The organism is Rhodococcus sp. BH5, assembly GCF_027583855.1.
Lineage (GTDB): Bacteria > Actinomycetota > Actinomycetes > Mycobacteriales > Mycobacteriaceae > Rhodococcus_F > Rhodococcus_F qingshengii.
Genome location: NZ_JAJHVW010000004.1, coordinates 241,116 through 257,953 on the forward strand (window position 1 = coordinate 241,116; position 16,838 = coordinate 257,953).

Annotated in this window: 1 protein-coding gene; it reads left to right on the forward strand. The window is 63.5% G+C overall.

From position 1 onward, the window contains the following. Positions 1 to 60 precede the first annotated feature (60 nt). Positions 61 to 16,770: an amino acid adenylation domain-containing protein gene (locus RhoBH5_RS12895; RefSeq protein ID WP_442972457.1), complete on the forward strand. Its 16,710-nt coding sequence runs from the start codon at positions 61 to 63 to the stop codon at positions 16,768 to 16,770. Positions 16,771 to 16,838 lie beyond the last annotated feature (68 nt).

Here is a 16,838-nt window from a genome sequence, read left to right on the forward strand (position 1 = left end):
TCCTGGGTAGCCTACCCTAAACTTGCGAGGGTGTTCGTCGTTCGATGAGCATGAACGACGATGATCGGATTCTTGATGTCTGACCACTCTCAGGTAGCTCACCCGGCGGTATCGGGCGGTGCCGATCTGGACGCAGCGCTCCCGGCGACGGCCGCTCAGCGTGAGGTGTGGGTTGCTCAGAACGTCGATCCGAGCAGTCCGGTCTACAACATCGGACTTGTCGTCGAGGTCGACGGCACGATCGACGTCGAGCGCGCGGCAGCGGCGATCGAGGCCAGCGTCGGACGCGTCGAAGCGCTGTTCGTGCACTTCGAGGTCGATGCCGACAACCAGCTGATCCAGGTGCCGATTCCGGATGCGCGCTGGGACGTGGAAATTCTCGACCTTCGGGCCGAGGCGGATCCCGATTCGACTGCGCAGTCGTGGATGGACACCGACATGGCTCGGGTCTTCGGTCCGGACGATCTGCTGTTCCGCCAGGTGCTTCTGCTGACCGCTGACGACCGAGTCATCTGGTATCAGCGCTATCACCACAGCGTGATCGACGGGTACGGCATCTCGCTCATCGTCGCCGACGTCGCCGAGCGATACGACGATCCGAATCTCGGGACTGCCGCGCCGCAGTGGTCACTCGACGCCGTGGTTGCAGCCGATCTGGATTACCGGAACTCTCCGCGATTCCAGACCGACCGTCAGTACTGGGTCGAACGCGTTGAATCGGGACCGGAAGCGACGCGGATTCTGCATGGGCAGGTGGATGATTCGCTGCCGCCGATCTCGGCGATACTCACGCTCGACGCTGATCGCGCGGCACAGCTCTACCGCTATGCGGCCGACGCCGGGATTCGACGAACTCGCCTGCCCATGGCCGCGCTGATCGCGTACATCGCACGAACCACCGGAAAGCACGACGTTGTCGTCTCGGTACCGATGGCCGCTCGGGTGGGGCGCGACATGCGTCGCACTCCTTCGATGGCGTCGACGATTTTGCCGCTGAGTATTCGGGTAGAACGCTCGGAAACCATCGGCCAGTTGGCAACTCGTCTCGACACCGCCCTGGTCTCGATTCTCAAGCACGGGCGGTACCGAGGTGAGGATCTTGCTCGCGACATTCGGGCGATCGATCCCGACCGTCAGGTCTTCGGCCCCGGCATCAACTCGATGATGTTCGAACACACACTCACCTTCGGCGGATGCCCGGTGCGCGTGCGTAATTCGGTAACCGGTCGAGTCAGTGACCTGGATCTGAGTGTGCGCGGTGGTCAGGACGGGGAGCCGATCGAGATCGACGTCCGCGCCCCGGCCGGATTCGACAGGGAGTTGGCCGATCACACCGCGAGAATCGAACAGTTCCTCGATCGATTCGTAGCCGAGCCGCAGCTTCCGATCTCGGCACTCGACCCCATGTCGCTCGCGGAGAGAGAACTCGTGCTCCACGGGTGGAACGACACCGCAGAGCCGCAGCCAATCACGACGGTGCCGGATTTGTTGCGCAGCAGCTTCTCTGCCGATCGGGGCGCTGTCGCCGTGGTCGACGGCGACGTCCGGCTGACCTACGGCGAACTCGAAAGTCGGGTATCACAGCTCGCCGCGCACTTGATCTCTCGCGGTGTCGCGACCGAAACCGTTGTGGCGATCGGGCTTCCGAGATCCGCCGAGATGGTGGTGGGGTTGTTGGCCGTCATGTGTGCCGGTGGTGCCTTCGTTCCGCTGGATCCGTCATGGCCTGCCGAACGCCGCGAATCGGTACTTGCCGACGCGGGCGCCACACTGGTGCTCACCTCGGACGGTGTAGACGACTCCGTTCCGGTCGATCTCTCCGCGTGGGCGTACGAGGACGGGCCCTCGGACCTGTCCGAGACAATGACCTCCGACATTCGTATTCACGGTGCCCAACTCGCATACGTCATCTTCACGTCCGGTTCGACCGGACGTCCGAAGGGCGCCATGATCCGCCACGAGGCAATCTGCGCAAGGTTGCTGTGGCAGCGGGAGCGGATTCTCGGGTTCGGGTCCGGCGATGCCTCCTTGTTCAAAGCCCCACTCTCGTTCGACATCTCGATCAACGAGATCCTGCTCCCGCTCGTCTCCGGCGGTCGATTGGTGATCGCGAAGCCCGAGGGGGAACGCGACCCGCAATACCTGCTCGACCTGATCGCCGGAGAATCGGTCACTTTCGTCTACCTGGTCTCGTCGATGCTCGACATCCTTCTGGATCTGGCGAACGGGACCGATCAGCTCGATACGTTGAAGCACGTGTGGTGCGGCGGTGAGGTTCTCACGCCTGAACTCTTCGATCGGTTCCGCGATCAACTGTCCACGACGCTGTATCACGGCTACGGCCCGGCCGAAGCGACCATCGGTGTCTCCCATGTGATCTACCGCGAGGACGCGGAACGAATCGCCACATCCATCGGTCGCCCGAACCCCAACACTCGCCTCTACGTGTTGGACGGCGACCTGCAGCCGGTTCCGATCGGCACCGGCGGCGAACTCTACGCCGCGGGCTTCCTGCTGGGACGCGGATACGTGGGTGCTTCGGCACTGACCGCATCTCGTTTTGTCGCGGATCCCTTCGTCTCAGGTGATCTGGCCGGATCCCGCATGTATCGCACCGGTGACTTGGCCAGATGGACCGACGACGGCACCCTCGACTTCCTCGGACGCACGGACAATCAGGTGAAGATCCGCGGCATGCGCCTGGAACTCGAGGATGTCGAAGCCGCCGTGATTTCGCACCCCGCAGTGCGTCACGTGGCAGTTCTGGTGCGCCAAGCACCAACAGGTGCAAAGTATCTCGCCGCCTACGTGAGCGCAGCGTCGGGGACGAACCTCGCGATCGACTCACGTGAGCTTCGCGAGTGGGCTGCGAGCAAGCTGCCCGACTACATGGTCCCGACCACCGTCACCGTCCTCGACAAGTTTCCGCTCACGGCAAACGGCAAACTCGACCGTCGCGCGCTACCCGAGCCCGATCTCGCCGAACTGAGTGCACATGTCGCTGCGAGAAACGAAGTCGAACAACAGTTCTGCACGTTGATCGCGTCGGCAGTCGGCCTCGATTCGGTCGGCGTTACCGACGACTTCTTTGCACTGGGCGGCGACAGCATCGTCGCGATCTCACTCGTGACCGCGGCTCGTGCTGCCGGTTTGTCGATCAGTCCTCGCGAGGTGTTCCAACTGCGCACCGCCGAGGCTATGGCGCGTGCCCAGTCCTCCCGAGTGGCTGAGATCGTCGACCACGCGGACCAACCGATCGGCCACGTAGCCACGACGCCGATTGCCGCCAGGGTTCTCGGAGTGTCGGACGCAGTACGAACCTTCCACCAGCGTGCGCTGATTCAGACGCCGTCAGCCTTGACGTCCGAGCATGTCCAGGCGGCGCTCGACGCCCTGGTGGCGCGCCACGATGCACTTCGTGCGACGTTGACGCCCGAAGGAAGACTGCTCGTCCCGGAGACAAACGAAGTGGCTGTGGTCTTCGAGACCCGTGCACTACCGGCACCGCTCGAAGAATGCGGACCGCTGATCGTCGCCGAGACCGAGCGAGCTGTCGGCCGTCTGAATCCGGCCGACGGCACGATGGTCAGCGCTGTTCTGTTCCGCCCTGTGACCGGTCCCGGACGGCTGTTGCTGGTCATCCACCACGCGGTGGTCGACGGCGTCTCGTGGCGCATCATCCTCGAGGACCTCGCGCGCGCCGGCATCGCAGCGATGAATGGCGACGAACCCGCACTCGCTCCGGTCGGCACGTCGGTGCGAAGGTACGCCGAACTCGTCTCGGATGCGGTCGGAGCCGGGCGACTGGACTCGGAAATCGAGTTCTGGGACTCGGTGACGTCCGCACAACGGGCATCTCTCGGCCGTCGGGCACTCGACCCGGCAGTTGACCTCGCGCGCACCGCTGCAGCGCGGTCGATCACCCTACCTCCAGAACTTGCAGATCAGCTGTTGGGCAGTGTCCCACGGGCGTTCGGAGCCGATGTGAGCGAAGTGCTGGTCACCGCACTTGCCGTGGCGCTGACCCGTTGGAGCGGTGCCGGATCGGTGACGATCGACCTGGAGGGGCACGGACGCGACGAGGACATCGTTCGCGGTGACGGCGCTGCGCACGTCGACCTGACTCGTACCGTCGGATGGTTCACCACAGTGTTCCCGGTGGCGCTCGAGATCGGTACAGCCGCTCCGGATCTCGAAGCGAGCGGCGAGTTGGCGGGGGTTCTCAAGAGCGTCAAGGAGCAACTTCGACGCGTCCCCAACGCCGGCTTCGGGTACGGAGCATTGCGATACCTGGGTAGCTCGGATCAGTTGGGTAGCGTCGCAGCGCCGGAGGTGGTGCTCAACTACCTGGGACGTACTGCCGCAGCGGAGGGGGACTGGTTCCCGGTGTCGATGGACGGTGCTGCCGATCCGTCCATGCCGCTGGGACACGCGTTGTCTGTCGACGTCGTAGCCGAGGACGCCGCCGGTGGACCACGACTGCGAGCCACCCTGACCTGGGCGTCGAACATCTTCCTGCGTAGCGACATCGACAGGTTTGCGCGGTTGTGGCTGGACTCGCTCGAGGCCGTGTCCGGGCTCGCAGCCTTCGGCGGAGCCACACCCTCGGACTACCCTCTGGTGGCGCTCGCTCAGGCAGACGTGGACGGGTTACCGAAGGCTGAAGAGATTCTCCCACTCACTCCGCTGCAGGAAGGGATCTACTTCCATTCGGCGTTTGCCGATCCGGGGGCCGATCAGTATGTCGTGCAACAGGTTGTGGAACTGACCGGAGCCGTGGACAGTGCGGCGTTGCGCCGCGCGCTGCAATCCGTCGTCGATCGGCATGAGGCGCTGCGCACCGGATTCTCGGTCCTGGGTGACGGCCGGGTCGTGCAGGTGGTGCACCCGAGCGCTGTCGTGGAGATGGCGGTAGTCGAGGTGGCCGGCGCCGATGTCGATGAACTGCTTTCCGCCGACCGCGCGCGCGGGTTCGACCTGGCGCAACCGCCGCTCGTCCGTTACACGCTTGTCCGTGCCTCTTCGGAGAAGTACCTTCTGCTGCAGTCGATTCACCATGCGGTCGCAGACGGATGGTCGGTTCCGGTGATGCTGCGGGAGCTGATGGCGTCGTACAGCGTTGGCGACTCCGGCGTGGTGCTCCCGAGTCCGGCGCCGTACCGCAGCTATCTCGAATGGTTGGCCCGCCACGATCACGAGGCCTCGGCAGCGGTGTGGAGGGAAGCGCTGAACTCTCCCGGGCCCGCGGTCGAACTTCCCGCGCCGAGCGCGGGCAGCAGCGGCGTCTGTGCCACCCGAGTCGAGCTGTCCGACAGTGATACTCGCGCACTGGCGATCAACGGACGCTCCCATGGCCTGACGCTGAGTACGCTCGTGCACGGCGCCTGGGGGCTGGTGCTCGGCCGAATGACCGGCCGAACAGACGTGCTGTTCGGATCGACCGTATCGGGACGCGGTGGAGACCTGCCCGGCATCGAGTCCATGGTGGGCTTGTTCATCAACACCGTGCCGGCTCGGTTGCGGTTCGATCCGGCAGAGACAGCCGCGCAAGCGCTTTCCCGTTGGCAGAGGGAACAATCGGAACTACTCGACCATCAGTACCTGGGGTTACCCGAACTGCGACGGACCGGCGGACTGGAGCAGGACTTCGAATCACTCGTCGTGTTCGAGAACTATCCACTCGGTGACACGGCAATCGCTGATCGGACGAACTCGGTGCGACTGACGGGAATTCGATTCGACGAGCGACCGGCCTACCCGCTGACCCTGATCGTGGTCCCCGGCGATCGATTGGCGTTGGAGCTCAAGTACGACGCTGCTCGGGTGGACGGCGACGCCGCTGCGTCGCTGGCCGAAACTCTCGCAGTCGTACTCACCGAGCTCTCGCGCGATCTCGATCAGGTCATCGGCCGGATCGCGCTGGCACCCGCACAGCCGGGGAGCGTCGGCACGGCCTTGGATCGGCCGCGCGCAACGCTGACCGAGCTGCTGAAGGATCAAGCCGGGCGTACGCCCGAAGCCACCGCAGTGATCTTCCGTGAAGAGTCGTTGACCTACGCCGAACTTCACTCTCGCGCTGATCGTTTTGCGCATCTGCTGCGCGAACGTGGCGTCGGACGCGAATCGTTGGTAGCGGTGGCCTTGCCTCGATCTCTTGATCTGATGGTCGCGATACTCGGCATCGGAAAGGCCGGGGGAGCATACGTTCCCCTCGACACCGGCTACCCGGCGGAGCGGCTGACGTACATGCTGGGTGACGCCGATCCTGTGTGCGTCGTGGTGTCGGAAGACTCTTCACTCGATTCGGGTTCGGTTCCGCGGGTGACGGTATCGGAGTCGGCGCAGTTCCCCGCCGATCCGCTGAGTGTCCCAGGATCGCCCGCGGATGCCGCGTACATGATCTACACTTCGGGTTCGACCGGTCGCCCCAAAGGCGTTGTGGTCAACCACGAGGGTGTGGTCAACCGATTGCTCTGGGCACAGCAGATACGTCCGATGGACGTCTCCGACCGGATGCTGCAGAAGACCCCGTCGAGCTTCGACGTCTCCGTTCCCGAATTCTTCTGGCCGTTCCTGGTGGGGGCAACTCTCGTGATGGCCGAGCCGGACGGGCACAAGGACCCTGGCTATCTGGCCGACGTCATCGTCGAACATTCCGTGACCCGAGTGCATTTTGTTCCGTCGATGCTCGACGTGTTTCTCGCGGAGCCGAAAGCAGCACTGTGCTCTTCGCTCGAGATCGTCAACTGCAGCGGTGAGGCACTGCCCGTTCACGTTGCACGCAAGGTCGCCGAGATCCTGCCGAATACTCTGGTGGACAACCTCTACGGCCCCACCGAGGCCGCCGTCGACGTCAGTTGGCAACCGTCGGTGCAGGAAACTCCGGCAGACGCCGTCAGCGTCCCGATCGGCGCACCTGCCGCCAACACCGGCCTGTTGGTTCTCGATCCCTACCTGCAGAACGTCCCGGCCGGTGCCACCGGTGAGCTCTATCTGGCAGGGCCACAACTGGCGCGTGGTTACCACGGACGTGGGGGATTGACCTCCGAACGATTCGTGGCGAATCCGTACAGCGACGGCGGCTCGCGGATGTACCGGACCGGTGACATCGTGCGGTGGAATGCCGACGGCGTTCTCGAGTACCTCGGCCGTGCCGACGAGCAGGTGAAGGTTCGTGGATTCCGAATCGAACTCGGCGAAATCGAAGCGCAATTGGCGCTGTGCCCCGGAGTCACGGCAAGTGCCGTGATCGTCCGAACCGACGGTCCGAGCAACCGCGCACAGGTGGTCGCCTACCTGGTCGGAGATGCTGATGATGTTGCGGTTCGAGCTCAGTTGTTGTCAGTGCTACCGGAGTTCATGGTGCCAAGTGCCTTCGTGCGGCTCGAGTCGCTGCCGCTGAGCCCGAGTGGCAAGCTCGACCGAAAAGCACTACCTGCACCGGATTTTGCGGCACTGGTGGGCGACTTGACGGGAGTGGTTTCCTCGGGCGTTGCAGACCTCCTCGCCGGGCATTTCGCGACGGTTCTCGGACTGCCCCGTGTCGGGGTGCGCGACGATTTCTTCACTCTCGGCGGCGACAGTATCCTGGCGATCCGACTGGTCAACCTGGCTCGTCGTGATTCGGTAGTGCTGACCCCGCGTCAGATCTTCGAATTGCGCACTCCCGCTGCGATCGCTGCAGCGGTGGGTGATGTCGCCACCTCGGATGCCACCGTCACGGCCGACATCGGCGTGGGTGAGCTGGTTCCGCTGCCGGTGGTTCACCGCTTGTCCGAATGGACGGGTGGTACCGACCGCTTCAACCAGGCAGTTCTGATCCACTCTCCGGCAACATCTCTCGGTTCGATCACCGGCGCTTTGCAGGCCGTGCTCGATCACCACGACGGACTTCGCCAAACCTTGATCCGACATGACCGCGGGATGTGGTCGGCGCGGATCGAGGAACCCGGTAGTGTCCGGGCAGCGAACCTGGTCGAACGCGTTGATGCTCGGGGACTGGATGACTCCGAGTTGCGAAGACTCGTCACTGAGCACTCTGAAACTGCGACCAGTCGATTGGATCCGTCTGCAGGGCGGATGGTCTCGGTGGTCTGGTTCGATTGCGGCGCTGAGAGTCTGGGCCGACTCGCGATAGTCGCGCACCACCTGGTCGTGGACGGGGTTTCCTGGGGAACCCTGCTCGAGGATCTCGCGATGGCCTGGGTGGCAGTCGAAGCCGGAGAGCCCGCCGCACTGGATGCCGTCGGAACTTCGCTGCGTACCTTCTCCCGTACGGTGGCCGAACACGCATACAGTGCTCATCGATTCGCCGAACTCGATCACTGGCTGACCGTGACCGCTCCGGGCGCGCAGTTGATCCCCGACGCCGCGGGCGATGCCGTCGTATCCGGAGGCTCGAGGCGCACGGTCACGGTGGACGGAGCAATCTCCGAGGCAGCACTTGGATCGGTTGCGGCAATGGTGGGTGCCGAGGGAACGGATGTTCTGTTGGCAGCGCTGACGATGTCCGTCGATCGCTGGCGCCGCTCCACCGGCCGCAGTGAGCACGAATTGCTGGTCGATCTCGAACGGCACGGCCGGGAGGAGTTGGTGGCGGGCATCGATCTGTCGCGAACAGTAGGCTGGTTCACCACGATTGCCCCGATGCGACTGCACGGCGGAATCGACCCGGTGGACACGCTACGCGAGGTGAAGGAGAGCCTGCGGGCGGCTCCGGACGGCGGTATCGGCTACGGGATGCTGCGATACGTGAATGCCCGCACGGCATCGATATTGGCGGGGCGCTCCGAATCTCAGATCCTGTTCAACTATCTCGGACGTACGACGACAGCAGGATCGACAGCATGGTCCTTGGCAGCGGAATCCGAAGCCTTGTCCACCGATCCCGACGCAGACATGGGAGGCCCGTACCGACTGATCGTGAATGTCGTCAGCGTGGATTCGGGGCTCCGCGCCGAGTTTGCCTGGGCAAGTGAAGATTTGTCCGAGGAGGACGCGCAGTCACTCTCCGACGGCTGGGTTTCGGCCCTCGGCGATCTGGCGGCTGCGGCCGCGCGTCACGCCGGGCCTCCCATTCTGACCCCGTCCGATGTGACGTTGCTCGACCTGAGTCAGACCGAGATCGACGCGATAGCCGATGCGAGTCCGGCAGGTGTCAGCAGCATCCTCCCACTCTCACCGTTGCAGGAAGGCCTGTACTTCCAAGCCGGCTACGCGGGCAGCAGCGACAGCAGCAGTGGTGGGGACATCTACACGGCACAGTTCTCGATGGACTTCGGGCACACCCTCGATGTCGACAGGTTGGCTGCGGCCGCCCGGACACTTCAACGACGAAATCCCACGTTGCGAGCGGGTTTCGTGAGCGAAGGGCTGAACGAGCCGGTGCAGTTCTTCAGCGCTGGACTCGATGTTCCGGTCGTCGTCCACGATCTCCGTGAACTCGACGACTCGGTTGCTCGTGAGCGTGCCGAGGCCGTCGCCGCCCAAGACCGAGTGACGCCATTCGACCTGACCGCGCCGCCGCTGTGGCGTATGAGTGTGCTGCATCTGCCCGGCGGCCAGGATCGTCTGGTGATCAACAGGCAGTTCCTGCTGTGGGACGGCTGGTCCAACGGCCTTGTCGTCAGTCAGCTTCTGGCGCTTTACGATACCGGCGGCGACGACAGCGCATTCGGCGAACCCGAGGGGTCGTTCGAGACATACCTCGCCTGGTTGGCCGATCGCGACGGTGCAGCCGCCGACGAGGGGTGGCGCGGAGCGCTCGCAGGACTCGAGGAGCCGACGCTTGTTGCCGAGCCGATGCCCGGCGTCGAAGTTCAGCTTCCGGATCGCCGCGATGCGGTTCTGTCGGAAACGCTTTCGCGTGCGTTGCGTGAGCGCGCTGCCGCGTCCGGCGTCACGTTCAACACGGTACTGAATGCAGCGCTGGCCCTCGTGCTGGCGTCGGCCACCGGTCGACAGGACGTCGTCTTCGGCTCCACGGTTGCCGGACGGCCACCGGAGGTACCGGGAATCGACACCGTGGTGGGAATGTTCCTCAACACCGTTCCCGTTCGGCTGCAACTGGATCCGAACGAGAGCGTCGAGGAACTTCTTCGTCGGACACAGGCGGATCGACTTTCGCTGATGCCTTTCGACTACCTCGGTTTGGCATCGATCCAGCGTGTTTCCGAGCATCGTCAACTCTTCGACGTGCTGATGGTCCTGCAGAACTTCGTGGACGAGAGGCAAGTCCACGCGCTCAACGCCGCTCACGACGTGAGTGGAAGCGACAGTATCGATCACACGCACTATCCGCTGACCGTCGTGGTCACACCGGGTGCCACCGTCAACGTCAAGTTCGAGTTCCATCCGCATCTGGTGACCGCGCGCCGGGCCGAGGACCTACTGCGTCACTTCGTCGACCTGCTGCAGAGTTGGTCGCAGGACATGGCGGGATCGGTTGTTGCGTCTCCGGTTCCCGCAGTAGCGCAGCAGACGCAGATCCGGGAGTTGCCGGAGCGCACCATTGCCGACCTGTTCGAAGAAGTCGCGTCGGCGCAACCGAACGACACGGCACTCGTGTTCGGGAAGCGCCGGATGACCTACGCCGATCTCGACGGCGAGATCAACCGGATGGCGCGGTTGCTGATCAATTACGGCGCCGGCCCGGAAAAGATTGTCGCTCTTGGCCTACCACGTTCGGTGGACATGGTCGTCGCGCTCTTCGCGGTATTGCGCACGGGTGCTGCCTACCTACCCCTCGAACTCGACCATCCGGCCGAACGGTTGGCCGTGATGATCGACGACGCGGATCCTGTCGTGTTGCTGACAACCGTTTCGGCCTCACCGAGGTTCGAAGGTGCGGACGTCCGCACTATCGTGATCGACGAACCCGATACAGCAGCAAGGAGACTGACGATCTCGGCGCGGGCACTCTCCGCGTCGGAACTCGGAGCATTCGCCCCGGGGGCACCGCATCGACTCGACCACCCCGCGTACGTCATCTACACCTCCGGTTCGACCGGCAAGCCCAAGGGCGTGGTCACCGGTTACCGCGGCTTGACGAACATGCAGTTCAACCACCGCGAGGCGATTTTCGAACCCGTGATCGCCGCGGCGGGCCGGCGCCTGCGGATCGCGCACACCGTGTCCTTCGCCTTCGACATGTCGTGGGAGGAACTTCTGTGGCTCGTGGAAGGCCACGAGGTGCACATTTGCGACGAGGATCTGCGTCGTGATGCCGAGGCACTCGTTGCATACTGCGACGCACTGGACATCGACGTCGTCAACGTGACACCGACCTACGCGACGCACCTGATCGACAGCGGGCTTCTCGACGACGGTGTGGGACACCACCGCCCGCCGTTGGTCCTGCTCGGCGGTGAAGCCGTTCCGGATTCGGTGTGGAACAGGCTGCGCGACACCGAGGGAACCGTGGGCTACAACCTCTACGGTCCGACGGAATACACGATCAACACGCTCGGTGGCGGAACGTTCGACAGCGACACCCCGACCGTCGGCAAACCGATCTGGAACACCGCCGCGCATATTCTCGACGGCTGGCTGCGTCCGGTCCCCGATGGAGTTGCCGGCGAACTGTACATTGCCGGAGCCGGTTTGGCTCGCGGCTACCTCGGACGCTTCGCGCTCACGTCCGAGCGCTTCGTCGCAGATCCGGCTGGGACCGGAGGACGTATGTACCGCACCGGGGATCTCGTGCGGCGACGCGGTGACGGCAACCTGGACTTCCTCGGCCGCACCGACGATCAGGTGAAGATCAGAGGTCACCGCATCGAGCCGAGCGAAATCGTCTCCGTTCTCGAATCCGACGAACATGTGCGGCAAGCGGCAGTGGTGGTCGACGTCGGGGCAGGTGGAGTCAAGAGGCTCGTCGGCTACGTGACACCCGTGCGACTCGGCGCCGGGCACGACTACCGCGCGCAGGCGCGAGTTCTCCTACCCGACTACATGGTTCCGGCCGTGGTGATCGAGGTGGAGACACTACCGATGACCGTCAACGGCAAGCTCGACGTCAAGGCACTGCCAACCGCTGATTCGGTGCTGGGGGAGCGGAGTGGGGAGTCGATCGCACCGCGTAACCACACGGAAGAGGTCCTCTGCGACCTCTTCTCCGACGTACTCGATGTGGGCGATATCGGGGTCGACGACAACTTCTTCGACCTCGGTGGGCACTCGCTTCTGGCCACCAAGCTGATCAGTCGAGCTCGGATCGCCATTCCGAACAGTCTGACCATGCGTGATCTCTTCGAAGCGCCGACGGTGGCGGAACTTGCGGAACGTATTGTGGCCGAGCAGGGATCGACGCGACCGGTGCTGGTAGCGAAGCCGCGGCCGGACCACCTTCCTCTTTCTGCCGCTCAACAGCGATTGTGGCTGATCGGACAGATGGAGGAGAACTCCGCGGCCTACAATTTCCCGATCGTGCTCCGTTTGGACGGCGCACTGGACGCGGACGTCTTCGCCGCGGCGCTCGGCGACGTCGTGGAACGACACGAATCCCTGCGTACGGTGTTCCGGTTGGTGGACGGATCGCCGGAGCAGATAATTCTCGAATCGGCGACGATTCCGGTCGAGACAGTTCATCGAGACGAATCCGGTGTCGCCGGTGAAATTGCCGTGGCAGTGGGTCGTCCGTTCGACCTGTCTGACGAGATTCCAATCCGCGCACGTCTGATCCGGGTGGACGGTGCCGAGGTGGACGGTGCCGTAGTGGTCGTGATCGTCCTGCATCACATCACGACGGACGAATGGTCCGATCGGCCATTCCTGCGCGATCTGATGTCTGCATACTCCTCTCGGATCCAGGGCGAAGATCCAATTTTCGAACCGCTTCCGGTTCAGTACGCGGATTACACTCTGTGGCAACGGGAATTGTTGGGCAGCCCCGACGATCCGTCGAGCATCCTGAGCACGCAGTTGGACTTCTGGGCGAAGAGTTTGGACGGAGCCCCCGAAGAACTGCTGCTTCCCGCCGACCGGAGTCGACCGGCCAGACCGAGTTTCTCCGGTGGTGCAGTGGTGACACGGTTGGGCGTGGAGACAACTGCTGCACTGCGAGATCTGGCGCGCGAGAGCCAGAGTTCGATGTTCATGGTTCTGCACGCGGCGTCGGCGGCGTTGCTGACTGCGCTCGGAGCGGGTGAGGACCTTCCCCTCGGCGCTCCCGTCGCCGGACGTAGTGAGCAGGGACTCGACGAACTGGTCGGCTTCTTCGTCAATACGATTGTGCTGCGCACGGATACGTCGGGTAACCCGACGTTCCGGGAGTTGGTGGATCGCGTTCGCGAGGGAGATCTCGAGGCCTTCGCCAACGCTGACGTTCCCTTCGAAACGGTGGTGGAGCGCCTCAATCCGTCGCGTACTTTGGCACGTAATCCGCTGTTCCAGGTCATGGTCGGCTATCACAGCCGCGAGGAGATGGGAGGGGATCCGTTCGAACTCGAGGAGTACACAGCCAAGTTCGATCTGGTGTTCAACTTCACCGAGTACCTAGGCGACGAAGGCTGCATCGACGTCCGACTCGAATACGGCAGCGACCTCTTCGATCGCGAAACAGCACAGCGAATTTCGAACCGATTGGAATCGGTGATCGCGGCAGTCGTGGAATCGGCCGACATCGAGATCGGCGACATCGACATCTTCTTGCCAGGCGAACTCGAGCAAGTTGTCACCTCGTTCAACGACACCGCCGTCGACGTGCCGGAAGAGACGTTCTACGACGCTTTCGCGCGTGGGGTCGCTGCTACGCCCGAGGCGATTGCGGTGCGCGACGAGGCGGGGCAGGCCACGTACCGCGAACTCTCCGAGCAGTGTGATCGGATCGCCGGCGTGCTGTATCGCCGCGGAGTGTCGGTCGAAGACGTGGTGGGGCTTGCCGTCCCGCGCTCGGTGGAAATGGTCGCGTCGGTCCTCGCCGTGCTCAAGCTGGGGGCCGCGTATCTACCCCTGGATTTGAGTCACCCGAGCGAGCGCATCACATACATGCTCACCGATTCCCGCGCCTCGGTACTTCTGTCCACTGCGGAGGAAAGCTCGCGGATCGAGGATGTGGTCGGCGTCGAGCGAATCCTCCTGGACGATCCGCTGATCCGTGCGGAACTGGACGAGGCAGTGATCGTCGAAACTCCCCGGCCACCAGTTGGCGTCAGCCACGCTGCCTATGTCATCTACACCTCGGGATCGACCGGCAAGCCGAAGGGAGCCGTCCTCTCCCATGACGGTATTCCGAGTCTTGTTGCCACAGCCGAGGTTCGGATGCGACTGGTACCGGGTTCGGTGGTGATGCAGTTCGCTTCGGTCGGCTTCGACGTCGCGGTATTCGAGCTGGCGATGGCACTGTGCACGAGCAGCACCCTGGTGATCGTGCCGCAGAATGCACGAGTTGCCGGTCCGGCGCTGACCGATTTCATGACGAGCAATCGTGTCACCCACGCGATCATCCCTCCCTCGTTGCTGGCCGCTCTGCCGGCAGGATGTGAAGTGCCGCAGGGCTGCACCGTGTTGGTCGGAACCGAGACGGTGCCACCGGAGCTGATCGGGCGATGGGCGGAGCGGCTGAATTTGCTTGCCGCGTACGGACTCACCGAAGCCACGGTGAACAACACACTGTGGCAGGCGGAACCCGGTTGGAACGGTCCCGTGCCCATCGGAATCCCTGACCCCAACGAACAGGCGTACGTGCTCGACGATCAACTGCGTCCGGTTCCGCCGGGAGTATCCGGCGAGCTGTACATCGCGGGACGCGGCCTGGCGAGAGGCTATCTGGGCCGATTCGATCTGACGGCACAGAGATTCATCGCCGATCCCTTCACCGCGGGCGATCGCATGTATCGCACCGGGGACCGCGCGCGGTGGCGCTCTGACGGGAACATCGACTTCCTCGGCCGCGTCGACGATCAGGTCAAGATCCGCGGTTTCCGAATCGAGTTGGGCGAAATCATCGGAGCTCTCAGTGCTCATCCTTCGGTGAAGCAGGCAACGGTCGTCGCGGATCGGCAGGGCGAAATCACGCGCCTGGTCGGTTACGTGTCACCGGAACCCGGTGTCGTCGTCGACACGACGGCAGTGCGGAACCTCGCGGCACTGTCGTTGCCCGACTACATGGTTCCGACCATGGTTGTCGCCCTTGACGGTCCGCTGCCGTTGACGCCCAACGGAAAGCTCGACCGCAAGTCGTTGCCCACTCCGGACTGGTCGGAGCTGGCGGGTGATGTTGCTCCTCGCACGGCAGTGGAGTCCACGGTTGCGGCTGCGTTCGCGGAAATCCTGCAGCTACCGAGCGTCGGAGTCCACGACAGTTTCTTCGAACTCGGCGGCCATTCGATGGCTTCGATGAAACTGGTCGGTCGCATTCGGGAAGCGTTCGGCGTGGACGTCAGTATTCGAGACGTATTCGACGCGCCGAGTGTTGCGGAGTTGGCGGCCGTCGTCGCGCGTTCGGAAGGTAGGCGGCCGATCCTGGCGCCGGCGGTGAAACGTCCCGAGACGATGGGTCTGTCTGCGCCGCAACGTCGTCAATGGGAGTTGTTCCGCGCGTCCGGCGCGCAACCGCAAGCAAGCCACGCTCTGGCGCTGACCCTGAAATCGAAGATCGATCCGGAGATTCTCGGGCACGCCTTGGACGATGTCACTTCGCGGCACGAACCCCTGCGGACCACCTTCGTCGAGGTCGACGGCATCGTCGTGGCAAGAGAATCGGTGCGTCCGACTGTCGATGTGGTCGATGTCGGCGCCGGCGATGTGGGTCGAGTGGTGTTCGAACTGGCTCAACTTCCGATGGATCTGCGTGAGCAATCACCGTTGCGGGTTCATCTGGTGCTCGGTGAAGACGGCTCTAGGACACTGCTTCTCGTCATGCACTACATCGCCGTCGACGAGTGGTCAGTAGTGCCGCTGTTGGGAGATCTGGTCTCTGCTTATGCAGCCCGGTCGCAGGGAGATCAACCGGTTTGGGACGAGCTTGCATTGACGTACGCCGATTACACCGTGTGGTCGGACGAGCTGTTGGGAGACCCCCGAGACGTCGACAGCCGAGCGTCGAAGCAACTTGCATATTGGCGGGATGCGCTCGACGGAATACCGACCAGTGTGAATCTTCCGTTGCCGGAAGGTGACTCGGAGCCTCGAGGTGACGTGATCGCCGTCGACATCGACGCGGGTCTGCACGCCGGAATCGACGCCCTGGCTGCGCGCACCGGCACGAGTATGTTCATGGTCCTGCAGGCCGCACTGGCCAGCGTTCTCACGAAGGCCGGCGCGGGTACTGATCTTCCCATCGGTTCATTGGTTGCGGGCAGGTCGGATCCCCGTCTCGAACCGATGATCGGATCGTTCTTCAATGTTGTTCTCCTGCGCACGGATACGTCCGGTAGTCCGACGTTTGCAGAATTGCTGGCTCGCATCCGGGAAAACAATCTGGAAGCGCTGAGCAATCAGGACGTCTCATATGTGTATGTCGAGCAGGCGCTGGGTAATCCGGCGTCCATGAGGCCTCAGGTGATGGTGATCCATCATCAAGAGGCCGATTTGGACGGGCTCGGCGACTTCGGTTCTCTCGTACCGATTCCGGTGGGAGTGCCCGATGCGGATGTGACGTTGAGTTTTTACGAGCCGGTGGGCGATGGGCCTGTCTTTGCAACTCTCGGGTTCCGTGCCGACCGCGTCGATGCGGGTGCAGTCCGCGTATGGGCAGGTCAATTGGTCGACGTGATCGAGGCTGCAGTCGCCGCCGAAGGGGATGACGCGAGCGAGGGGGCGAAACTATGACATACGTCGCATCGCTCCGTGGGGTCGACCGCTATACGGGGGCTCACAGTGTTGATACCCTCACCTCA

Coding starts and splice junctions, on each gene's coding strand:
- RhoBH5_RS12895 (WP_442972457.1), top strand. CDS start 61: ATGATCGGATTCTTGATGTCTGACCACTCTCAGGTAGCTCACCCGGCG.